Genomic DNA, 21,492 nt, shown 5'->3' on the forward strand with positions numbered 1-21,492 from the left:
CACTAACGCTCCTGGTTGTAGGTGCTGTCAGAACCGAAGCCCTGACCGTTCGTTTCACTGCCCGCGCTGCGGCCCTTTTGGACACCGCGACGCAGGTTGCTCAGCCTGCCCCGGACGTCTTCCGGGGCGCGGGAGACCTGGGGGCCTCCCTGGGGGGTGGTTTCGGCGGCTCCCTGGACCAGGTTGGCCTTGGGGACTCGCCGCGGCAGACCGGAAGAGGTCACTCCGCCGGCCTTGGGCTTCCGGAGCGACGATGCCTGCTGCCAGCGCTCGTCGTTCGCCGAACGCCAGCCGCTGTCGCCGTCACCCTCCGGAGTGGAAGCCGGCGGCTCCTGGTTCACACGCCGCGCGCCGCCCGAGCCGTTCGCGCCGCCCGCGGTGGATCCGCGGCGGGGAAGCCCGGCGTCGGTCAACGGGTGGACGTCGGAGACAGCCGGTCCCGGACGGTCGAAGCCTACGCTGTCCTGCTCACGCGCGTCAGCGGCCTGCGTATTTTCCGATTCCGGGGCCTGAGCAGGGTACTGGTCCGGGTAGCCGTTGTGGTAGTTGCCCTGCTGCGGCCAGTCGTCCTGGGCCGGCTCCGTGTAGGAGGCGTCCGGGTAGCCGCCGTTGGACGGGAAGGCGTCGTTCTGGGCCGGCAGACCGTCCGGCGCGTAGAACCCTTCGCCGTACGCCTGCTGCTGCGGCTCCTCGTACGCCGTCCGCTGCCCGTTGTCGTACGCCTGCTGGTCGTACTCGGCGGTCTGCTGCTCCTGGTAGCCGCCGTCGAAGCCCTGGCCGCCGTCCTGGTAGCCCTGGCCGTCGGCGTAGCCCTGCGGGGCGGCGAACCCGTCCGGGTAGGCGGGCGCCTCGGGGGCCTCCTGGGCGTTCGCGGCGGCCGGCTCGGGCTGCGCCTGGGACTCCAGGGCCGCCCGGCGCTCCTCGCGCATCAGGGAACGGCCGACCGGGTCCAGGTCGCGGATGTCGTCCGGGACCTCGTAGCGGCTGTCGTCGAAGCCCAGCTCCGCGGCGGTGCGCAGCGGCTGCCGGCCGAAGTCCTCACCCTGGAAGTTCTGCTCCGGGATGATCTGCGAGACCGTGAACTCGTCGCGGTCCGGCTGCTGCTCGCCGCCACCGCCGTGGGTGATCGCGTCCGGCAGCATGACCAGCGAGGTGGTGCCGGCCTGCTCGCCCGAGGGGCGGAGCTGGACCCGGATGCCGTGCCGGTCGGACAGCCGGCCGACCACGAACAGGCCCATGCGCTGCGAGATCGCGGCGTCCACGGTCGGCGGGTTGGCCAGCTTGTGGTTGATGTCCGCGAAGTCCTCGGCGGTGAGGCCGATGCCCTTGTCGTGGATCTCGACCATCACGCGGCCGTCGGGGAGACGGGTCGCGGTGACGCGGACCTTGGTCTGCGGGGAGGAGAACGTGGTGGCGTTCTCCAGGAGCTCGGCGAGCAGGTGCACGAGGTCGGTCACCGCGCGGCCGTGGATCTCGGCCTCGGGGACACCGGACAGCTCGATGCGCTCGTACTGCTCCACCTCGGAGGAGGCGGCGCGCAACACGTCGACCAGCGGAACCGGCTGGTCCCAGCGGCGGCCGGGCTCCTCGCCGGCGAGGACCAGGAGGTTCTCGCCGTTGCGGCGCATACGGGTCGCGAGGTGGTCCAGGCGGAAGAGGTTCTCCAGCTGGTCCGGGTCGGCCTCGTTGTTCTCCAGGTCGGTGATCAGGGTCAGCTGGCCCTCGATCAGCGACTGGTTGCGGCGCGACAGGTTGGTGAAGATCGCGTTGATGTTGCCCCGCAGCAGGGCCTGCTCGGAGGCGAGCCGGACGGCCTCGCGGTGGACCTGGTCGAAGGCGCGGGCGACCTCGCCGATCTCGTCGGTGGTGGAGATCGGGATCGGCGCGACCTTGGTGTCGACCCGGCCGGGGTCGGTCCGGGAGAGCTGGTCGACCAGCATCGGCAGGCGCTGCTCGGCGATGCCGAAGGCGGCGTTGCGCAGCTGGCGCATGGAGCGGCTCATCTGGCGGGCCACCATGCCGGCCAGGATGAACGCGGCGAGCAGGGCGATGACGACGGCGGCACCGGTGATGAGGGCGTCGCGCTGGGCGTCGTCGGCGATCTGCGCGGCCTCGCTCACCGCAGTGTCGGTGAGGTCGGACTCGATCTCGCTGTAACCGTCGAACTTGAGGGTGCTCACGGCCCACCAGTTGGCGGGGGTGATGCCCTGGGCGGCGAGATCGGCGCGGGCGGAGGCGTCCGTGGAGGGGAGCCGGCCCAGCTCGGAGATCATCGTCTCCGGCTTGGCGGGCGGTGCCACGTAGTCCGGGTCCTTCTGCTTGGCCTCCCGGGCCATCACCTTGCCCTCGGCCTGGATCCGCTGCGCCGTCTGCTCCAGCTTCTCCACGTCGGCCTCGGTGCCACCGCCCCGGTACTCCTCGATGGCGATGCGCTCGAGGTAGGCGTAGGAGGTGAGGGCGACGCGCTGGCTGGCGAGCTGGCTGTCGGTCGGGCCGGGCTTCACCAGCAGGTGCATGCCGATGGCGCGCTCCAGCGACAGGGCCGACTTGGTCAGCGAGATCGCGTAGACCGTACGTCCGTAGCTGGTGACGTTGCCGGTGCCGAGACCGAGGTCGTTGGCGAACTCCATCAGGGGGTGGGCGACGGTGACGTAGCCCTCCTCGGTCGCGACCCCCTTGAGCTTGGAGGTGTACGCCGCGGCGCGCAGCTCGGTCAGCTGGGGCTCGGCCTTGCGGAACAGCTCCATCCGGCGCTTCAGGCCGGGCTTGTCCGGCATGCTCTGCGCGGCCTCGTCGAAGGCGTCGGCTGCCTTGTCGGTCGCGGCGCGGGCCTTGACGACGTCCGGGTCGTCCGTGCCCTTGCCCTGCAGCAGGGGGACCGCGGTGACGTCCCGCTCGTTGTAGAGGGCGTTGGCGTAGGTGAGGGAGGCCTGCACCAGGCGGGCGGTGTTCTCCGCGTCCTCGGCCTCGTTCCAGGTGTCGATCGAGCCCTTCACCTGGAAGCCGCCCATGACCAGACCGACCAGCACGGGTATGAGCAGGATCGCGTTCAGTCTGGTCGTCACGCGCCAGTTGCGCGGGGAAAGGCGGCCTCCGCTCTTGGCGGGCGCGGCCGTCGGTTCGGGACCGGGCACGGGGGCGGGCGCCGCTGTGCGCGGCGGCGGCGTGAAGTTGCCCCGGGCCGACGGCTCGGGACTGCTCTTGCTTCGCCTCACTCGACCAACAACCTCTCGGCGGTCGGCACCATCGTTGTGCCGCTGTGTCTCAGAGCCCGGTGTGCCATCGACTGTGGAGTACGTCTTTGACTATTGGGCAGTTCAGGCATTCCAGCATGCCGACCAGCGCTCTTCCAAACATGGGAAGGCGAGGAATCCGAGTGATGTAAGTCCCAGATAAAACGGTCATACAGAGCGAGCACCGGCAAAAGGCGGTTCGTTCGTGCGCGCAGCGGTACCGCGCGACCGCGTCGCGTGTCGGCCTCCCTCGATTCCTCTGCCGAAACGTTATGAACACCGGGGCCGGCCGTGTCAAAGGACACAGCCGGCTCCGGTGCGGCTACGGCAACTGCCGTATGTCGCTTCTTTTTTGGTTCTACCTGAGACGCGCCATGAGAGCGTGCTCGACCAATGTGATCAGCGCACTCTTCGCATCCGCGCGGTGCCGGGCGTCGGTGGTGATGATCGGGGTGTCGGGCCCGATCTGGAGCGCCTCGCGCACCTCTTCCGGCTGGTAGGGCTGCTGGCCGTCGAAGCCGTTGAGGGCGACCACGAAGGGCAGTCCGCTGTTCTCGAAGTAGTCCACCGCCGGGAAGCAGTCCGCCAGCCGGCGGGTGTCCACCAGGACCACCGCGCCGATGGCGCCGCGGACCAGGTCGTCCCACATGAACCAGAAGCGGTCCTGGCCGGGCGTACCGAACAGGTACAGGATCAGGTCCTGGTCCAGGGTGATGCGGCCGAAGTCCATGGCCACCGTGGTGGTGGTCTTGTCCCCGGTGTGGGTGAGGTCGTCGATGCCCGCCGAGGCGGACGTCATGACGGCCTCCGTGCGCAGCGGGTTGATCTCCGAAACGGCGCCGACGAACGTGGTCTTGCCCACGCCGAAGCCGCCCGCCACCACGATCTTCGCGGACGTGGTGGCACGGTTCTCGGAGACCGTCCCGCCGTTAGAGCTTGCGAAGTCCACTGAGCACCCTTTCGAGCAGTGTCACATCCGGGGCGCCGGTCGTCTCGTCGCCGCCCGGCTGGTGCACGGCGACGAGTCCCGCCTCCGCCAAGTCGGCCACCAGGATCCGGGCAACACCCAGCGGCATGTTGAGCAGCGCCGAGACCTCGGCGACCGACTTCACCTCACGGCACAGATGGCAGATGCGCTGGTGCTCCGGAAGGAGTCCCATGAGCGCTGCCGGGTCGGCCGTCGTACTGATCAGTGCCTCGATGGCCAGCTGATAACGCGGCCTGGTCCGGCCGCCGGTCATCGCATACGGACGCACCAGCGGCTGGTCGCCCTCGTCCTCGTACGGCTCCGCGTACGGATCATGAGAGGCGGTGGGCGGGGTCATGGGTCCTCCGGGCGGGACAGCAAGTCGGTCAGTCAAGCCGTCTGACGGGGCCGGTGGGGGGAATGTGGCGGCCGGACGGTGATTTGGTGAGACGGGTGGTGCCGGGGCCGATCAGTGGAGCAGACTTCCTTGTAGTTCGGCGCGGAGGTCCGGGGTGAGGACCGCTCCCGCACGGTCGACCAGGAGCGCCATCTCGTAGCCGACGAGGCCGATGTCGCACTCGGGGTGCGCGAGAACGGCCAGGGACGAGCCGTCCGAGACGGACATGAGGAAGAGGAATCCCCGCTCCATCTCGACGACCGTCTGGGCCACGCTGCCGCCTTCGAAGATCCGGGAGGCGCCGGCCGTCAGGGAGGTCAGTCCCGAAGCGACGGCCGCGAGCTGGTCCGCGCGATCGCGCGGGAACCCCTCGGACATGGCCAGCAGGAGACCGTCGGCGGACACGACGACGGTGTGGGACACCCCGGGGGTGTTGTCCACGAAGTTGGTGATCAACCAGTTGAGGTTCTGTGCCGCCTGGCTCATCGGGCTCAACTAACGCTCCTGCTGGTGAGTGGGGTTCGGGAAGCTGCCGGTCTGGGTGGTACCGGCCTGACGACCCTGTGCGATACCCCGACGGAGATTGGTCAGCCGGCCGCGCACGTCATCGGGGGCGCGCGAGACCTGAGGACCGCTCTGGTGCTGTTGCTGCTGAGCCGTACCCGGGACGAGGTTCGCCTTGGGCACCCGGCGCGGCAGGCCGGAGGTGGTGACGCCGCCCGCGGCCGGCTGCCGGACGCGTTCGGCCTGCCGGACCAGCTCGTCGTTGGGCGAGCTGCGCCAGGCGGTGGAAGCGGACCGCTGCGGACCGGTGGGGGCCTGCGGCTGCTGGGGCTGCTGGTGCTGTTGCTGCTGCTGGGGTGCCTGAGCCGGGCCGTTGCCCTGCTCCTGCCCGCCACCGTGGAACCAGTTGGTCTCCAGTGTGTCGTACAGCGGCGTACGGCCGTCGCCCGGACCGGGCGCGGGCGGCAGCGCCCACGCGTCGGACGCCGCGCGCCCGTCGGGCCGCTGCGCGGCACCGCCGTTGCCCTGCCGCTCCGGGGCGACCGGACGCTGCTGCGGGGCCGGCGGACGCGGGGCGTCCGGGCCGGCTCCGTGCGTGCCGTTCGGCTGCGGACGCTCGTACTGGCCGGTGACGGCCGGGTCCGCGGCGTTCGGACGCTCCGGGAGGGAGTGACGGCCCGTGGCGCCGTTGTCCTGGCCCGGCATCTGGAACTGGCCGGTGGAGCCGTTGTCGTAGCCCTGCGGGACGGGGAACTGGCCCGTCACGGCCGGGTTCTGCCCGCCCGGACCACCCGGGCCGCCCTGCGGGGCGCCGAAGATGTCACCGCGGAGGAACGAGCCCGTGTTCTGGGCGCCGTTCGCGCCGGGCTGGGCGTACTGGCCGGTGTTCTGGACACCGTTCGCACCCGGCTGGGCGTACGAGCCCGTGTCCTGGGAGCCGTTCATACCGGGCTGGGCGTACGAGCCCGTGTCCTGGGAACCGTTCATACCCGGCTGGGCGTACGAGCCCGTGTCCTGGGAACCGTTCGCACCCGGCTGGGCGTACTGGCCCGTGTTCTGCGGGGCGCCGGCACCGGGGGCGCCGTAAGCGGGCGCACCGGGGTTCTGACGCTCGTCGAACCGGGGGATCTCCGCCGTCGCACCCGGGCCCTGCCGGTCGTCGAACCGGGGCATGGCCGAGGTCCGGGCGGCGTCCGGCTCCTCGTGACCGCGCGGGGCGTCCAGCGAGGCGCGCGGCACCGGCGGCTGGGCGTTCTCGTCGCTCCAGCTCGGCACGCGCGGCTGCTGCTGGTCACCGCCGGGCAGCTCCGGACGCGCGCCACCGCGCGGCGGAAGCTGCGGACGACGGGAGCGCTCGGGCTTTCCGCCGCCGCGCTGCGGCGGCACCTGGCCGCGGCCGCCACCGAAGGCGTCCTGGTCCTGCTGTCCGTTCGGGCCCGCGGCCTGCATGCCCTGCGGGACACCGGGCGCCTGGCCACCGAAGCCGGCCGGAGCCGGACGGCCCTGCGGAGCCGCACCGGGAGCACCCCGGTCGAACAGCGACGGCGTGGAGTTGGCCGGCTGGCCCTGCGGCCCCCGCGCTCCGTCGGGCCGGCCCGCGCCGTCCCGTCCGGGCAGCGCGGCGCGCGGCCCCTGACCGGCACCGAGCCGGCCACCGCCGGGCGCACCGGCACCGAGAGCACCGCCCGCGGACTGACCGGCACCGGCGGCACGCCGTGCGGCCGCGGCGCCCGCGGCGGCCTGCGCGGCGGCGGGGCCGCCGCCGCCCGCGCCCGGCTGGCCCGGCTTGCCCTGCGGCTTCTTGCCGCCCTGGGCGACGTCCACGGGCAGCATGACCAGCGCGGTCGTACCACCGGAGTCGGACGGACGGAGCTGGATGCGGATGCCGTGGCGCTGCGACAGACGGCCGACCACGAACAGACCCATGCGGCGGGAGACGGAGACGTCCACGGTGGGCGGCGAGGCGAGCCGCTCGTTGATCGCCGCCAGGTCCTCCGGCGACAGACCGATACCGGTGTCGTGGATCTCGATCAGCACCCGGCCGTCGGGCAGGGCGTGACCGGTGACCTTGACCTTGGTCTGCGGCGAGGAGAACGAGGTCGCGTTCTCCAGCAGCTCGGCGAGCAGGTGCACGAGGTCGTTGACCACGCGGCCGGCCACTTCGGTGCTCGGCACGGAGGCCAGCTCGATGCGCTCGTACTGCTCCACCTCGGACGCGGCGGCACGGAGCACGTCGACCAGCGGGACCGGGCGGGTCCAGCGTCGGCCGGGCTCCTCACCCGCGAGGACGAGGAGGTTCTCACCGTTACGGCGCATACGCGTGGCGAGGTGGTCCAGCTTGAACAGCGAGGAGAGCTGGTCCGGGTCGGCCTCGCGGGACTCCAGCTCGGAGATCAGCGAGAGCTGGCGCTGGATCAGGCCCTGGGAGCGGCGCGAGAGGTTGGTGAACATCGCGTTGACGTTGCCCCGCAGCAGGGCCTGCTCGGCGGCGAGGCGGACCGCCTCGCGGTGCACGTCGTCGAAGGCCGCGGCCACCTTGCCGATCTCGTCCCGGGAGTGCACACCGACCGACTCCACGGAGGTGTCGACGTCCTGCGGGTCGGACTCGGAGAGCTGCTTGACCAGCTCGGGCAGGCGTTCCTGGGCGACCTTGGTGGCGGTGTCCTCCAGCCGGCGCAGCGAGCGGATCATGGAGCGGGCCACGACGAAGGCGCCGACCAGCGACACACCGAGCACGATCAGGATCAGCACACCGGAGATGATCGCGTCGCGCTCGGTGGCGCTGCGCAGCTCACGGGCCTGCTGTTCCATGTCCTCGAGCAGCGTGAGCTCGATGTTCTTCATCTGCTGGATCTTGGTGGAGCTGTCGTCCAGCCAGTCGCGGTAGGACCGCGCGCCGACCGACGTGAGGCCGAACTCCGAGGCCAGGGCACGCCCTGCGTACTCGTCGGTGGCCTTGATCGTGCTGTTGCCCTCCTCGATCGGCAGCAGCAGCTCGGTGGCGGCGACGTCGCCGTAGATGCTCTTGAAGCTGCGGAGCTCGGACTTCTGGCTCGCCAGCGCCGACTCGGCGTAGAGCCGGTCGTTGTCGGAGAGCTCGCCCTTGGTGGTGTTGCTGGCGGGCAGCGCCGCGGCGAGGACCGCGCGTTGGATCGACGCGTACTCCTTGGCGGAGGAGAAGGAGGCCAGGGCACGGGTGCGCTGGATCATCTCGGGGTTGCTGGTCGCCTCCGCCATGTCCTGCGAGAGCTCGACCAGCTTCTCGATCAGACGGTGGTAACCCTCGACGGTCTGGGTGGAGTTGTCCTCCGACTGGTACGCCGTGTTGCGGATCTTCTCGAGCTCGCCCAGTTCACCGGCGAGCTGCACCAGGTTGTCGCGGACGCCCTTGAGGTTGCCGTCCTTGCTGGCGTCGTCGATCTCCTCGGAGCTGTCGATGAAGAGGTTGCGCGCCCGGTCGGTCTTCTCGCGGTAGCCCTTGACCGAGAAGTCGGTGGCCTTGCCGCCGTGCGCCAGCGGGCCGGCCGACTGGTCGCGCTCCTCCTGGAGCGCGTGGGCCAGTTCGGTGGCCTGCTTGGTCATGTCGGTCAGCAGCTTCATGTTGTCGAGCTGCTGGATGTCGTCCAGCGACTGGTTGATACGCAGCGCGCCCAGCGAGGTGGCCGCGACCACCGGGAGGGCGAGCAGCGACACCAGACGGGTCGAGATCCGCCAGTTCCGCAGGGCTATTCGCGGCCCCGGGCCGGCCGGGCCCTTCGGGGCGGCCGGTGCCGGGCTCGGCTTGTCGGCGCCTTCGCCGCCGTTCCCGGCAGCGTCCGGGCCCTGGTTCTGGGCGTGCTGGGGCGAGGAGCCGACGGCCTTGGGGCCAGTCCCGCCCTGCGGCTCCGGCTCTGCCGAAGCGCTGCCATCCCTCTTGAAACGTCCCTGCACTAGCGTCGCAACCTCTGAACCAGGCACCTCTCCGCGTGAACGGCGAGGCACGGTGTCGGCGTCATAGGGGCGCCCTGAATACGCCCCCGTGGTGGTCGTGAGTGACCGGCGCTGGTTCCCCCTTCTCGCCCGCCACTCGGCGCGTCTGTGCGCCCCCTGTGCGCCGGGTCGATCCTGCGGCGGTTCCGTGGAATTCCAGCACAGTGCAGGATCTCCAACAAGGCCCACGGGCTTACCCGTGAGATACGTGACACCACGTGAGTGACGAGTCACCGGGGGTAGAAAGTGATCTCGTCCATAAGGGGCGTATGTCCGCGAGTCGGCGGGCGGCTCCGGGTGTCCCAGTCGCCATGATCAGGAGCGGAATGGTGGCTTCAGGGGGTGAATGTCCGATTCCGTCTCGTCGGGGGCCGGGTCGGAATGGGTGGTTTGTCCGGCGATCCGTGAGCAAAATCACACCATGATCAGGGGCTCCTGCCGAGGTCGGCGGGGAATTGCATGTTTAGCCTGACGCTTTACAGGGATGGCAAAACCGACAACCCGCGCCCTCACTGGGGTCTCTCACCCCCTCCGGGCGCCCGTGAACAGGACAGGGTCAAGTAAACAGTGAAGACGACGACGATGTTCCACAAGATCGCCAACCCGCGGCGCACCACGCTGGCGCACCTCGACGGCGCCGATGAACTGCAGACGCCGGTCCAGCAGGAGCACACCGTCGACCTCCCGGCCCAGACCGCCAACCCCAAGCGCACCATCCTCATGGAGATCCCGGTCGCGGCCGCCGCCGCGAAGTGACACCGGTCCATACGCGCACCGGCCGCGAAACACTCAAGGGGCGTCCCCACGGCAACGGGGACGCCCCTCCTTATTGCGCGGGGCGCGGACCCCCGCCGCGTTAGCCTGGGGCGTCAGACTTCAGCCGATCGGTCAAGGGGACAAGCATCCCGTGCGCATCGCCAGATTCTCCATCGACGGGAACGTCGCCTTCGGCGCGGTCGAGGGCGAGAAGCAGGACGAACTCGTCCTGGACATCATCAAGGGCATCCCGTTCGCGGACCACGAGCTCTCCGGCACCAAGGTCCCGGTGAGCAAGGTCAGGCTGCTGCCCCCGGTGCTCCCCAACAAGGTGGTGGCCTTCGGCCGCAACTACGCCGAACACGCAAGGGAACTCGGCAACGAGGTGCCCGACGCCCCGTTCGCCTTCTTCAAGCCCTCCACCTCGGTGATCGGCCCCGGCGACGAGATCCAGTACCCCTCCTTCTCCCAGGAGGTGCACCACGAGGCCGAGCTGGCCGTGGTCATCGGCCGGATGTGCCGCGAGGTCCCGCGCGAGCGCGTCAAGGACGTGATCTTCGGCTACACCTGCGCCAACGACATCACCGCGCGCGACGTCCAGAAGCGCGAGAAGCAGTGGGCCCGGGCCAAGGGCTTCGACACCTCCTGCCCGCTCGGCCCCTGGGTGGAGACGGACATCGACATCGCCGCCGCCGGCGACCTGACCATCCAGCTCACGGTCAACGGCGCCCAGCGCCAGCTCGGCCGCACCAGCGAGATGATCCACTCCATCGAGGACCTGATCGTCAACATCTCCGAGGCCATGACGCTGCTCCCGGGCGACGTCGTCCTCACGGGCACCCCGGCTGGGGTCGGCCCCCTCAACGTCGGCGACGAGGTCGCCGTCACCATCGAAGGCATCGGCACTCTCACCAACAAGGTTGTCAAGCGTGGCTAGCGCATCCGGCACTCCCGTTCGCGTCCGTTTCTGTCCGTCGCCCACCGGTAACCCCCATGTGGGCCTGGTCCGCACCGCCCTGTTCAACTGGGCGTTCGCCAAGCACCACGGCGGCACCCTGGTCTTCCGCATCGAGGACACCGACGCGGCCCGCGACTCCGAGGAGTCCTACGCCCAGCTCCTCGACTCGATGCGCTGGCTCGGCTTCGACTGGGACGAGGGCCCCGAGATCGGCGGCCCGCACGCGCCGTACCGCCAGTCGCAGCGCATGGACCTCTACAAGGACGTCGCGGCGAAGCTCCTGGAAGCCGGCCACGCCTACCGCTGCTACTGCTCCCAGGAGGAGCTGGACAGCCGCCGCGAGGCCGCCCGCGCCGCCGGCAGGCCCTCCGGCTACGACGGCCACTGCCGCGAGCTGACCGACGCCCAGGTCGAGGACTACCGGGCCCAGGGCCGCGAGCCGATCGTCCGCTTCCGGATGCCCGACGAGACGATCACCTTCACCGACCTGGTCCGCGGCGAACTGACCTTCACCCCGGAGAACGTCCCGGACTACGGCATCGTCCGCGCCAACGGGGCCCCGCTCTACACGCTGGTCAACCCGGTCGACGACGCCCTGATGGAGATCACCCACGTCCTGCGCGGCGAGGACCTGCTCTCCTCCACCCCCCGCCAGATCGCCCTCTACAAGGCGCTGACCGAGCTGGGCATCGCCAAGAGCACCCCGGCCTTCGGCCACCTGCCGTACGTCATGGGCGAGGGCAACAAGAAGCTCTCCAAGCGCGACCCGCAGGCCTCGCTCAACCTCTACCGCGAGCGCGGCTTCCTCCCCGAGGGCCTGCTCAACTACCTCTCCCTGCTCGGCTGGTCGCTCTCCGCCGACCAGGACGTCTTCTCGATCGACGAGATGGTCGCGGCCTTCGACATCGCCGACGTGCAGCCGAACCCGGCCCGCTTCGACCTGAAGAAGTGCGAGGCGATCAACGCCGACCACATCCGCATGCTCGACGTGAAGGACTTCACCGAGCGCTGCGCGCCCTGGCTCAAGGCCCCCTTCGCGCCCTGGGCCCCGGAGGCCTTCGACGACGCCAAGTGGGCGGCCATCGCCCCGCACGCGCAGACCCGCCTGAAGGTGCTGTCGGAGATCACGGACAACGTCGACTTCCTGTTCCTGCCGGAGCCGGTCTTCGACGAGGCGTCCTGGACCAAGGCGATGAAGGAGGGCTCCGACGCCCTGCTCCGCACGGCCCGCGAGAAGCTGGACGCCGCCGACTGGACGTCCCCGGACTCCCTGAAGGAGGCCGTCCTGGCCGCCGGCGAGGCCCACGGCCTCAAGCTCGGCAAGGCCCAGGCCCCGGTCCGCGTCGCCGTCACCGGCCGCACGGTCGGCCTGCCGCTCTTCGAGTCCCTGGAGGTCCTGGGCAAGGAGAAGACCCTGGCCAGGATCGACGCGGCGCTGGCGAGGCTGGCGGCGTAACGCACGGACGCACGGGTGAAGGGCGGCGGCCGGGAAGGCTGCCGCCCTTGCCGTACCCCCGCACGGCCGGTGCCGACCGGCGCCGCCGCCGGGTTCTCCGCAGACCGGACACATGCGCCGTGAGGACATCGCCCCGCGCTTCTTCGGGGACAGGCCGGCCAGCGACCGGGCCGTCGTCGTCGAGCGGCCGCAGCGCCGGCTCGTGGTCGCCGGTCACGAGGCCCGGGACGACGAGGGCGGCATCGCGGCCGTGGGCGACATCCGCGGCCAGATCCGGCTGACCTTCCAGCGTTTGGCCGGGACGCTGCACGAAGCCGGGTTCGCCCTGGGCGACCTGGTCCGGATCAGGATCTTCACGGTCGACATCGAGGCCATGACGGCCAACTACGACGTCGTGCCGAGCGTGCCGGCCGAGGCGGACTGCCGTCCGGCCGGTCTCCTGGCGGGGGTCGGGGCCCTGTCCGGTCCCCGAACGCTCCTCGAGGCCGAGGGGCTCGCCGTTCGGTGACCGCCGTGCCACCCGGCCGGTTCTCCCGCATCCACGGCTCTGGCTGCCTAGGCTGGGCGTCATGCCGATCAAAGCCGTGGTCTGGGACGTCGACGACACCCTCTTCGACTACACCACCGCCGACCGTGAGGGCATGCGCGCCCACCTGGTGGCCGAGGGGCTGCTCGCCGGGTACGGGTCGGCCGAGGAGGCCCTCGTGCGCTGGAAGGAGGTCACCGAGCAGCAGTGGGCGCGGTTCGCCGCGCGGGAGGTGGACTTCGAGACGCAGCGGCGCGACCGCACCCGGGTCTTCCTGGGGCGGCCGGAGCTGACGGACACCGAGGCCGACGACTGGTTCCGGCGGTACGTCACGCACTACGAGTCCGCCTGGAGCCTCTTCCCGGACGTGCTGTTTGTCCTGGACGCCCTCGCCGCCAGCCACCGGCACGCGGTGCTCTCCAACTCCAGCCTCCACGTCCAGGACCGCAAGCTGCGCGTCCTCGGCGTCCACGACCGCTTCGAGGCCATCCTGTGCGCCGCCGAACTGGGCGTCTCCAAGCCCGAGGCCGGCGCGTTCCTCGCCGCCTGCGACGCGCTGGCGCTGCCCCCGGACCAGGTGGCGTACGTCGGTGACCACCCGGAGATCGACGGCCGGGGCGCCGCCGACGCGGGGCTGCTGTCGGTGTGGATCGACCGCGGCGGCGCCCGCGCGACGGTCGAGCCGCCGGTGGGGCCGCGGCGTATCGCCTCCCTCGCGGAACTCCCGGCGGTACTCGCCGCCGATACCCGTTTTGGAGCCCCGTCCACCTTCGGGTAATGTTCTTCCTGCGCCGAGGGGAGCGGGCCGGAAGGCCGGAGCCCCCAAGCGTCAAGCTAGAACAAGAACCCCTCTGGGGCTTGCGTTCCAGTGGCCTATGGTGTAATTGGCAGCACGACTGATTCTGGTTCAGTTAGTCTTGGTTCGAGTCCAGGTAGGCCAGCTCGCAGAGCTCATCTGCACCGCGGATACCATCCGCAAAGCCCCCGTTGTGTAGCGGCCTAGCACGCTGCCCTCTCAAGGCAGTAGCGCCGGTTCGAATCCGGTCGGGGGTACAGATCCTTCCCGCGAGGATGGTCAGGGTAGCTCCCGCCGTCGTCGACGCAGGATCGCTAGGGCCCCCGTTGTGTAGCGGCCTAGCACGCCGCCCTCTCAAGGCGGTAGCGCCGGTTCGAATCCGGTCGGGGGTACTGACTGGTCTAAACCATCATTGGTCTATGGTGTAATTGGCAGCACGACTGATTCTGGTTCAGTTAGTCTTGGTTCGAGTCCAGGTAGACCAGCAGGATCTGCGGCAACGTATGATCCACGCCCCCGTTGTGTAGCGGCCTAGCACGCCGCCCTCTCAAGGCGGTAGCGCCGGTTCGAATCCGGTCGGGGGTACACGAGTGAAAGCCCTCCACCTCGGTGGAGGGCTTTCGGCGTTCCGGGGCGCGTGCCCGGGAACCGAGGGACGGGCCCGCCGCGGCGTTGAGGCGGGCCCGTCCCCACGGGACGGTACGGACAGGGGGCTCAGGAGCGGCGCAGCGCCTCGGAGAGGCGGCCGGCGGCGTCGATGACGGCCTGGGCGTGCATCCGGCCCGGGTGGCGGGACAGGCGCTCGATGGGGCCGGAGACCGAGACGGCGGCCACCACCCGGTTCGACGGCCCGCGCACCGGCGCGGAGACGGACGCCACGCCCGGCTCGCGCTCGCCGATCGACTGGGCCCAGCCCCGGCGTCGTACGCCCGAGAGGGCCGTCGCCGTGAACCGGGCGCCCTGCAGGCCCCGGTGCAGCCGCTCCGGCTCCTCCCAGGCCATCAGGATCTGCGCCGAGGAACCGGCCTTCATCGTGAGCGTGGAGCCCACCGGTACCGTGTCCCTGAGGCCCGAGAGGCGCTCCGCCGCGGCGACGCAGATGCGCATGTCGCCCTGGCGGCGGTAGAGCTGGGCGCTCTCGCCGGTCACGTCGCGCAGGTGCGTGAGCACCGGGCCCGCCGTGGCGAGCAGCCGGTCCTCGCCCGCCGCCGCGGCCAGTTCGGCCAGGCGCGGGCCGAGAATGAAACGGCCCTGCATGTCGCGCGCCACCATGCGGTGGTGCTCCAGCGCCACGGCCAGGCGGTGGGCCGTGGGTCGTGCCAGTCCGGTCGCCCCGACCAACCCCGCGAGGGTGGCCGGACCGGACTCCAGAGCGCTCAGGACGAGGGCCGCCTTGTCCAGAACGCCGACGCCGCTACTGTTGTCCATGCAACGATACTTGCGTCTCACTCTGTGAAACGCAAGTTCAATTTTCCGTGGAACCCGCCACTCTGGAAGCACGGAAGCAACGCGGCCCGTGGACCACCGGGCCTGGCGGCGGACGCCCGGAAGCAGGGGGTGCGGGCGCCGTCTCCCCACAGATCTAGTTGGACCGGCGCACCACGGCCGGCCGGAGGGACAGCGATGGGTAGGACACTCGCGGAGAAGGTCTGGGACGACCACGTCGTCCGGCGCGCCGAGGGCGAGCCCGACCTCCTCTTCATCGATCTGCACCTGCTGCACGAGGTGACCAGCCCGCAGGCCTTCGACGGCCTGCGCAAGAACGGCCGCCGGGTGCGCCGTCTCGACCTCACCATCGCCACCGAGGACCACAACACCCCGACCCTGGACATCGACAAGCCGATCGCCGACCCGGTCTCCCGGGTCCAGCTGGAGACGCTGCGCAAGAACTGCGCCGATTTCGGCGTCCGGCTGCACCCGCTGGGCGACGTCGAGCAGGGCGTCGTGCACGTCGTCGGCCCGCAGCTGGGTCTGACCCAGCCCGGCATGACCGTCGTCTGCGGCGACTCGCACACCTCCACGCACGGCGCCTTCGGCGGCCTCGCGTTCGGCATCGGCACCTCCCAGGTCGAGCACGTGCTGGCCACCCAGACGCTGCCGATGGCCCGCCCGAAGACCATGGCGATCACGGTCAACGGCGAACTGCCCGACGGCGTCACGGCCAAGGACCTGATCCTGGCGATCATCGCGCGGATCGGCACCGGCGGCGGCCAGGGCTACGTCCTGGAGTACCGCGGCGAGGCCATCGAGAAGCTCTCGATGGAGGCCCGGATGACCATCTGCAACATGTCGATCGAGGCCGGCGCCCGCGCGGGCATGATCGCCCCCGACGAGACCACGTTCGCCTACCTGGAGGGCCGTCCGCACGCCCCGAAGGGCGAGGACTGGGACGCGGCCGTCGCCTACTGGAAGACGCTCAGGTCCGACGAGGACGCCGAGTTCGACGCCGAGGTGGTCATCGAGGCCGCCGAACTGTCGCCGTTCGTCACCTGGGGCACCAACCCGGGCCAGGGCGCCCCGCTTTCGGCGTCCGTCCCCGACCCGGCTTCGTACGAAGACGCCTCGGAGCGGCTCGCCGCCGAAAAGGCCCTGGAGTACATGGGATTGGAGGCCGGCCAGACGCTGCGCTCCATCAACGTGGACACCGTCTTCGTAGGTTCCTGCACCAACGGCCGCATCGAGGACCTGCGCGCCGCCGCGGACATCATCAAGGGCCGCAAAGTCGCCGACGGCGTGCGGATGCTGGTCGTCCCGGGCTCCGCGCGGGTGGGCCTGCAGGCCGTCTCCGAGGGCCTGGACGTGGTCTTCAAGGAGGCCGGCGCCGAATGGCGGCACGCGGGCTGTTCCATGTGCCTGGGCATGAACCCCGACCAGCTCGCCCCCGGTGAGCGCTCCGCCTCCACCTCCAACCGCAACTTCGAGGGCCGGCAGGGCAAGGGCGGCCGCACCCACCTGGTGTCCCCGCAGGTCGCCGCCGCCACCGCGGTCCTCGGTCACCTGGCCTCCCCGGCCGACCTCGCCGCCGACGCCCGTACGCCCGCTGGAGTCTGATCAGTCATGGAAGCATTCACCACCCACACCGGCCGGGCCGTCCCGCTGCGCCGCAGCAACGTCGACACCGACCAGATCATCCCCGCCCACTGGCTCAAGAAGGTGACCCGGGACGGGTTCGAGGACGGGCTGTTCGAGGCCTGGCGCAAGGACGCGTCCTTCATCCTCAACCAGCCCGAGCGCGAGGGTGCGACCGTGCTGGTCGCCGGCCCCGACTTCGGCACCGGCTCCTCCCGCGAGCACGCCGTCTGGGCGCTGCAGAACTACGGCTTCAAGGCCGTGATCTCCTCCCGCTTCGCCGACATCTTCCGCGGCAACTCGCTGAAGAACGGCCTGCTGACGGTGGTCCTCGACCAGAAGATCGTCGACGCGCTGTGGGAGCTCACCGAAGCCGACCCCACCGCCGAGATCACCGTCGACCTCCAGGCCCGCGAGGTGCGCGCCGAGGGCGTCACCGCCTCCTTCGAGCTCGACGAGAACTCCCGCTGGCGGCTGCTGAACGGGCTCGACGACATCTCCATCACGCTGCAGAACGAGGCGGACATCGCCGCGTACGAGACGAAGCGCCCGTCGTTCAAGCCGAGGACGCTCACGGCCTGACCCGCGCCGCGGCCGAAGTCCTCGCCAGAGGTCGACTTTCGGCCACCGGATCACCCCTCCCGTACCCCCGATCGCCCCGATCGGGGGTACGGGCACGTCTGCACCCGTTCGGCCCCACGCACCACCTCGATGGCCCTCAACTTGCCACGTTACGAAGGCGGTTGTCGGGGTACACGTGTCACGTGCCCGTGATCTTCGCGTGTGTCCGGACGGCCGCCCGAGGCGGCAGTTGCCCCCTGGGCAGGCGACAACTCGCCCCAGATGGCACAATCTGTGCATGGAACACGACGGCCAACTCCAGCTCTATGCGGCGGTCGCGGTCCGGCTCAAGGAAGCGCACTCAAAGGTGCGCGCACTGCAAGTCCCGGAGGGCGTACGGATGGCGCTGACCCGGAAGCTGCTGGTCATTACGGCCGCGGCCAAACATGATCTCGCCGGTGCGGCAAGGCGTCTGGAGCGGTTCACCGAGGACCTCGACGAGGGTCGATTCCCCGAAGAGGAACGCTGAACCAGTCGAGACAACCGAGTTCGTTGCGGCACAAGGGTGATTAGCCCGTTTCGTGTTTGATTTGCGGTATATATCTGCCTAACGTGCGAAAAAGCTTGAACACTTTCGTTCTGGCGATGTCTCCGAAGGGGAAGACGTGAACAAGGCGCAGCTCGTAGAAGCGATTGCCGACAAGGTGGGCGGCCGCCAGCAGGCCGCCGAGGCTGTCGACCACGTACTGGACGCCATCGTCCGCGCGGTCGTCGCGGGGGAGCGGGTCTCGGTCACCGGCTTCGGTTCGTTCGAGAAGGTCGACCGTCCGGCCCGCTACGCCCGTAACCCCCAGACGGGCGAGCGGGTTCGGGTCAAGAAGACCTCCGTTCCGCGCTTCCGCGCGGGTCAGGGCTTCAAGGACCTGGTGAGCGGCTCGAAGAAGCTGCCGCGCGGTGGCGAGGTCTCGGTCAAGAAGGCGCCCAAGGGCAGCCTGACCGGAGGCGCTTCGGCCACGGTCAAGAAGGCCGCCGCGAAGAAGACGACGGCGAAGAAGGCGGCCACCGCGAAGAAGGCGGCGGCCAAGAAGGCTCCGGCGAAGAAGGCCACCACCAAGACGGCGGCGGCCAAGAAGACCACGGCCAAGAAGGCGCCCGCCAAGACCGCGGCGACGGCGAAGACCACCGCCGCGAAGAAGACGGCCGCCAAGAAGGCCCCGGCGAAGAAGGCGACGGCCACGAAGGCGCCCGCCAAGAAGTCCACCGCGCGCAAGACCACCGCCAAGAAGACCACCGCCCGCAAGAAGTAGCGGGCAGGGTCCCGTCCCCTCGGACAAGCGGCACTCACGCGCCGGGCCGGACTCCCTCGGGAGTCCGGCCCGCGGTGTGTTCCGGGGCCGGCGCCCCGGGCGGTCGGAACGTCTCGGTCAGAACGTCTGGAGCGTCACCAGTGTGATCCGCCGGGCCCCGCCCTCGCCCTCGGTCTCGACGCGCACCCGCTGCCCGGGACGCAGCAGCAGCAGACCCCCCGCGTCGAACGCCGGGGCGTCGAAGGGCACCGGCGTGCCGTCGTCCAGGAGCACCTGGCCGCTGCGGCTGTCGGGGTCGTAGGTGTACGCGGTGGCCTGCATACCGGCAGCCTACTGCTCGGTGACGATCGACCGCGCGGTGACCGCGGCCGTGCGGGGGCCCACGCCCAGCGCCAGCGCCGCCCGCAGATCGTCGCCGGTGTCCACGTCCTGCCGTACCGAGTCCACACCGTCGAGCTCCAGCTCCACGGCTCCGGACTCCCGGTGCCGGGCCCGGGAACCGGGGCCGAAGAACGGGCGCAGTTCCCGGCCCCGGCTCGCGGCCAGCAAAGTCGTGCCGACCCCGGCGGAATCGGCGAGGAAAGCGCGCGGGAATTCGACGGCCGTATCGAGAACACGGGCCAGTTCCGGCGGGCGGAGCGCCGGAAGATCGGCGTTGAGGGCCGCGACACAGGCCGCGCGGCGAGCGGCGCCCGCCACCGCCGCGCCATGGGCGAGAGCCGCGTTCAGGCCGCCGCGCGGCTCGTCCGGGACGATTCCGGCACCCAGTACGGCCAGCTCACGGGAGGCGAGGGCGTCGTCCGTGACGACCACCACATCCCGTACCGCCGGGCATTCCAGCGCGGCGGCCACCGTGTCCTGGGCGAAGGCGAGCGCGAGGCCCGGGCGCAGGACGTCGTCCGCGGTGTCCGAGAGCCTGCTCTTGGCCCGGTCCAGCGGCTTCAGGGGTACCACCAAGGTCCACTGCACGAGTGTTGCGTCCCTCTCTTGTCGCGGTCATTGTCACCCGGTACACCGGGCGGCCGGGGGGTCGGGGCGTACGGTGTTCTCGACAGACCGGTGGCCCGGGGCGACACTTGTGCGGCCCGCCTGGCCTCCGGGTCCGGGCCCCGGGCCTGACATTCGGAAGAGGAAGGTGTACTCGTGCCGCGCCGCAGAATCGGCTTCTGGTACCGCTTCGCCGCGGTTCTCTGCAAACCGCCGCTGGTGGTTCTGCTCAAGCGGGACTGGCGCGGAATGGAGAACATTCCGGCCGAGGGTGGGTTTATCACCGCGGTGAACCACAATTCGCACATCGATCCCTTCGCCTACGCGCACTTTCAGTACAACACCGGACGCGTTCCGCGATTCCTGGCGAAGAGCGGGCTTTTCAACAAGGGATTCATCGGTGCCGCGATGCGCGGCACCGGGCAGATCCCCGTCTACCGCGAGAGCACGGACGCGCTCAGCGCCTTCCGCGCGGCGATCGACGCCGTGGAGCGCGGTGAGTGCGTCGCCTTCTACCCCGAGGGCACCCTCACCCGCGACCCCGACGGCTGGCCCATGACCGGCAAGACCGGTGCCGCGCGCGTCGCCCTGCAGACCAGGTGCCCCGTGATCCCGGTCGCCCAGTGGGGCGCCAACGAACTGCTGCCGCCGTACGCCAAGAAGCCCAGCCTGCTGCCGCGCAAGACCCACCGCGTGCTGGCCGGGCCGCCGGTGGACCTCGACCGCTTCTACGGCCGGGAGATGACCCCGGAACTGCTCAAGGAGGCGACGGAGGTCATCATGGCGGCCGTCACGCGCCAGCTGGAGCAGATCCGCGGCGAGCAGGCCCCCGAGACGCCGTACGACCCGCGCCGTGAGCGGATCGAGCAGCGCCGCAGGACGCACACGCAGAAGCGGGAGGAGCGGGCGCGGGGCGGCAGGCCCACCGCGCGGGAAGAGGGGCTGGGCACGTGAGCGAGCCGGTCAAGGCGGCCGTCTTCGGCACCGGATCGTGGGGGACGGCCTTCGGCATGGTCCTCGCCGACGCGGGCTGCGACGTCGTGCTGTGGGGGCGGCGCCCCGAACTCGCCGAGGCGGTCAACTCCACCCGCACCAACCCCGACTACCTGCCCGGGATCGAACTCCCGAAGAACCTGCGGGCCACCGCGGACGCCGCCGAGGCCGCGCGCGGAGCCGACTTCACCGTCCTCGCCGTCCCCTCCCAGACCCTGCGCGGCAACCTCGCCGAGTGGGCGCCGCTGCTCGCGCCCGGCACGGTCCTGGTGTCGCTGATGAAGGGCGTCGAACTCGGTTCCGCGATGCGGATGAGCGAGGTGATCGACGACGTCGCCAAGGTGGGCGCCGACCGCATCGCCGTGGTCACCGGCCCCAACCTGGCCCGGGAGATCGCCGCCCGGATGCCGGCCGCCGCCGTGGTCGCCTGCACCGACGAAGGCGTCGCCCAGCGGCTCCAGACCGCCTGCCACACGCCCTACTTCCGGCCGTACACCAACACCGACGTCGTCGGCTGCGAACTGGGCGGCGCCGTGAAGAACGTGATCGGTCTCGCCGTCGGCATCGCGGACGGCATGGGGCTCGGCGACAACGCCAAGGGCTCGCTCATCACCCGCGGCCTCGCCGAGACCACCCGGCTCGGCGTCGCCCTCGGCGCCGACCCGCTGACCTTCTCCGGACTGGCGGGCCTGGGCGACCTGGTGGCCACCTGCTCCTCGCCGCTGTCGCGCAACCACACCTTCGGCACCAACCTCGGCAAGGGCCTGACCCTCAAGGAGACCATCGCGGTCACCAAGCAGACCGCGGAGGGCGTCAAGTCCTGCGAGTCGGTGCTGGACCTGGCCCGCCGGCACGGCGTCGACATGCCGCTCACCGAGACGGTCGTCTCCATCGTGCACGAGGGCAAGCCCCCGGTGGTCGCCGTCAAGGAGCTGATGTCGCGCAGCGCGAAGCCCGAACGACGCTGAGCGACGACCCCCTCCGTTCGGCTCACGCCGGGCGTTGCGGGCGCT

19 protein-coding genes and 5 tRNA genes are annotated in these 21,492 nt (G+C 70.6%); 16 read left to right on the forward strand and 8 right to left on the reverse strand.

Annotated elements, in window-relative coordinates; genetic code table 11:
• Positions 1–2: 2 nt before the first annotated feature.
• The 5 genes from ACZ62B_RS21495 to ACZ62B_RS21515 all read right to left on the reverse strand — a co-directional run bounded on the left by ACZ62B_RS21495 (position 3) and on the right by ACZ62B_RS21515 (position 9,031).
• Positions 3–3,215: a sensor histidine kinase gene (locus ACZ62B_RS21495; protein ID WP_344560731.1), complete on the reverse strand. Its 3,213-nt coding sequence runs from the start codon at positions 3,213–3,215 to the stop codon at positions 3–5.
• Between the two features lie 376 nt (positions 3,216–3,591).
• Positions 3,592–4,182 (reverse strand): GTP-binding protein, encoded by a 591-nt coding sequence (locus ACZ62B_RS21500; protein WP_344560730.1) that lies wholly within the window; start codon positions 4,180–4,182, stop codon positions 3,592–3,594.
• The gene (locus tag ACZ62B_RS21505; protein ID WP_004924977.1) at positions 4,163–4,558 is read right to left on the reverse strand and encodes a DUF742 domain-containing protein; all 396 of its coding nucleotides are present in this window, start codon (positions 4,556–4,558) and stop codon (positions 4,163–4,165) included. The genes ACZ62B_RS21500 and ACZ62B_RS21505 overlap by 20 nt, the downstream gene beginning before the upstream one ends.
• Before the next feature lie 111 nt (positions 4,559–4,669).
• Positions 4,670–5,083, reverse strand: a complete 414-nt coding sequence (locus ACZ62B_RS21510; RefSeq protein WP_003993189.1) for a roadblock/LC7 domain-containing protein — start codon at positions 5,081–5,083, stop codon at positions 4,670–4,672.
• A gap of 9 nt (positions 5,084–5,092) precedes the next feature.
• On the reverse strand, positions 5,093–9,031 hold the full coding sequence (locus tag ACZ62B_RS21515; protein ID WP_469691723.1) for a sensor histidine kinase: 3,939 nt from the start codon (positions 9,029–9,031) through the stop codon (positions 5,093–5,095).
• A 606-nt stretch (positions 9,032–9,637) separates the two neighbouring features.
• Between ACZ62B_RS21515 and ACZ62B_RS21520 the strand changes: the two genes are divergently transcribed.
• The 10 genes from ACZ62B_RS21520 to ACZ62B_RS21565 all read left to right on the forward strand — a co-directional run bounded on the left by ACZ62B_RS21520 (position 9,638) and on the right by ACZ62B_RS21565 (position 14,147).
• Positions 9,638–9,826: a hypothetical protein gene (locus tag ACZ62B_RS21520; protein WP_073936444.1), complete on the forward strand. Its 189-nt coding sequence runs from the start codon at positions 9,638–9,640 to the stop codon at positions 9,824–9,826.
• A gap of 151 nt (positions 9,827–9,977) precedes the next feature.
• A complete protein-coding gene (locus ACZ62B_RS21525) occupies positions 9,978–10,763 on the forward strand; it encodes a fumarylacetoacetate hydrolase family protein (RefSeq protein WP_344565764.1) in 786 nt (261 codons plus the stop codon).
• A complete protein-coding gene (gene gltX, locus ACZ62B_RS21530; RefSeq protein WP_469691725.1) occupies positions 10,756–12,240 on the forward strand; it encodes a glutamate--tRNA ligase in 1,485 nt (494 codons plus the stop codon). The genes ACZ62B_RS21525 and gltX overlap by 8 nt, the downstream gene beginning before the upstream one ends.
• A gap of 112 nt (positions 12,241–12,352) precedes the next feature.
• The gene (locus tag ACZ62B_RS21535) at positions 12,353–12,748 is read left to right on the forward strand and encodes a Rid family hydrolase (protein WP_469691727.1); all 396 of its coding nucleotides are present in this window, start codon (positions 12,353–12,355) and stop codon (positions 12,746–12,748) included.
• A gap of 61 nt (positions 12,749–12,809) precedes the next feature.
• Entirely contained in the window at positions 12,810–13,544 is a 735-nt protein-coding gene (locus ACZ62B_RS21540) for an HAD family hydrolase (RefSeq protein WP_469691729.1), read from the forward strand.
• Positions 13,545–13,635: 91 nt separating this feature from the next.
• Positions 13,636–13,707, forward strand: a tRNA-Gln gene (locus ACZ62B_RS21545).
• Positions 13,708–13,746: 39 nt separating this feature from the next.
• Positions 13,747–13,819: transfer RNA gene (locus tag ACZ62B_RS21550), tRNA-Glu, on the forward strand.
• Between the two features lie 62 nt (positions 13,820–13,881).
• Positions 13,882–13,954, forward strand: a tRNA-Glu gene (locus ACZ62B_RS21555).
• 21 nt (positions 13,955–13,975) lie between these two features.
• A tRNA-Gln gene (locus tag ACZ62B_RS21560) sits at positions 13,976–14,047 on the forward strand.
• Positions 14,048–14,074: 27 nt separating this feature from the next.
• Positions 14,075–14,147: transfer RNA gene (locus ACZ62B_RS21565), tRNA-Glu, on the forward strand.
• A 129-nt stretch (positions 14,148–14,276) separates the two neighbouring features.
• Here the strand turns inward: ACZ62B_RS21565 and ndgR are convergent.
• Positions 14,277–14,990 carry an IclR family transcriptional regulator NdgR gene (gene ndgR / locus ACZ62B_RS21570; protein ID WP_030866220.1) on the reverse strand — a complete coding sequence of 238 codons (714 nt, stop codon included), beginning with the start codon at positions 14,988–14,990 and terminating at the stop codon, positions 14,277–14,279.
• Positions 14,991–15,185: 195 nt separating this feature from the next.
• On the opposite strand from ndgR, the gene leuC reads away from it, so the two are divergent.
• The 4 genes from leuC (at position 15,186) to ACZ62B_RS21590 (ending at position 18,499) form a co-directional block, all read left to right on the forward strand.
• Complete coding sequence (gene leuC / locus ACZ62B_RS21575; RefSeq protein WP_344565756.1) at positions 15,186–16,613, forward strand: 3-isopropylmalate dehydratase large subunit; 1,428 nt, start codon at positions 15,186–15,188, stop codon at positions 16,611–16,613.
• A 6-nt stretch (positions 16,614–16,619) separates the two neighbouring features.
• On the forward strand, positions 16,620–17,213 hold the full coding sequence (leuD, locus tag ACZ62B_RS21580) for a 3-isopropylmalate dehydratase small subunit (protein ID WP_344565754.1): 594 nt from the start codon (positions 16,620–16,622) through the stop codon (positions 17,211–17,213).
• A gap of 277 nt (positions 17,214–17,490) precedes the next feature.
• Complete coding sequence (locus ACZ62B_RS21585; RefSeq protein ID WP_073936450.1) at positions 17,491–17,721, forward strand: SCO5555 family protein; 231 nt, start codon at positions 17,491–17,493, stop codon at positions 17,719–17,721.
• A 136-nt stretch (positions 17,722–17,857) separates the two neighbouring features.
• On the forward strand, positions 17,858–18,499 hold the full coding sequence (locus tag ACZ62B_RS21590; protein ID WP_085573005.1) for an HU family DNA-binding protein: 642 nt from the start codon (positions 17,858–17,860) through the stop codon (positions 18,497–18,499).
• A 117-nt stretch (positions 18,500–18,616) separates the two neighbouring features.
• On the opposite strand, the gene ACZ62B_RS21595 is transcribed toward ACZ62B_RS21590, so the two are convergent.
• Together ACZ62B_RS21595 and cofC are read right to left on the reverse strand one after the other, a co-directional pair.
• Complete coding sequence (locus ACZ62B_RS21595; RefSeq protein ID WP_344565750.1) at positions 18,617–18,820, reverse strand: hypothetical protein; 204 nt, start codon at positions 18,818–18,820, stop codon at positions 18,617–18,619.
• A 9-nt stretch (positions 18,821–18,829) separates the two neighbouring features.
• Positions 18,830–19,468 carry a 2-phospho-L-lactate guanylyltransferase gene (gene cofC, locus ACZ62B_RS21600; RefSeq protein WP_344565748.1) on the reverse strand — a complete coding sequence of 213 codons (639 nt, stop codon included), beginning with the start codon at positions 19,466–19,468 and terminating at the stop codon, positions 18,830–18,832.
• 174 nt (positions 19,469–19,642) lie between these two features.
• Here cofC and ACZ62B_RS21605 point away from each other — a divergent pair, with 174 nt between their 5' ends.
• Together ACZ62B_RS21605 and ACZ62B_RS21610 are read left to right on the forward strand one after the other, a co-directional pair.
• Complete coding sequence (locus ACZ62B_RS21605) at positions 19,643–20,440, forward strand: lysophospholipid acyltransferase family protein (RefSeq protein WP_344565746.1); 798 nt, start codon at positions 19,643–19,645, stop codon at positions 20,438–20,440.
• Entirely contained in the window at positions 20,437–21,447 is a 1,011-nt protein-coding gene (locus ACZ62B_RS21610) for an NAD(P)H-dependent glycerol-3-phosphate dehydrogenase (protein WP_344565744.1), read from the forward strand. Before ACZ62B_RS21605 ends, ACZ62B_RS21610 begins: the two co-directional genes overlap by 4 nt.
• The last annotated feature ends 45 nt before the right edge of the window (positions 21,448–21,492 follow it).

Source organism: Streptomyces sp. NPDC053426, assembly GCF_055585405.1.

Excerpts from the sequence above, each read along its gene's own strand:
- ACZ62B_RS21505 (WP_004924977.1), bottom strand. The coding sequence starts at position 4,558 with ATGACCCCGCCCACCGCCTCTCATGATCCGTACGCGGAGCCGTACGAG.
- ACZ62B_RS21510 (WP_003993189.1), bottom strand. The coding sequence starts at position 5,083 with ATGAGCCAGGCGGCACAGAACCTCAACTGGTTGATCACCAACTTCGTG.
- ACZ62B_RS21535 (WP_469691727.1), top strand. The coding sequence starts at position 12,353 with ATGCGCCGTGAGGACATCGCCCCGCGCTTCTTCGGGGACAGGCCGGCC.
- leuC (WP_344565756.1), top strand. The coding sequence starts at position 15,186 with ATGGGTAGGACACTCGCGGAGAAGGTCTGGGACGACCACGTCGTCCGG.
- leuD (WP_344565754.1), top strand. The coding sequence starts at position 16,620 with ATGGAAGCATTCACCACCCACACCGGCCGGGCCGTCCCGCTGCGCCGC.
- ACZ62B_RS21585 (WP_073936450.1), top strand. The coding sequence starts at position 17,491 with ATGGAACACGACGGCCAACTCCAGCTCTATGCGGCGGTCGCGGTCCGG.
- ACZ62B_RS21595 (WP_344565750.1), bottom strand. The coding sequence starts at position 18,820 with ATGCAGGCCACCGCGTACACCTACGACCCCGACAGCCGCAGCGGCCAG.
- ndgR (WP_030866220.1), bottom strand. The coding sequence starts at position 14,990 with ATGGACAACAGTAGCGGCGTCGGCGTTCTGGACAAGGCGGCCCTCGTC.
- ACZ62B_RS21540 (WP_469691729.1), top strand. The coding sequence starts at position 12,810 with ATGCCGATCAAAGCCGTGGTCTGGGACGTCGACGACACCCTCTTCGAC.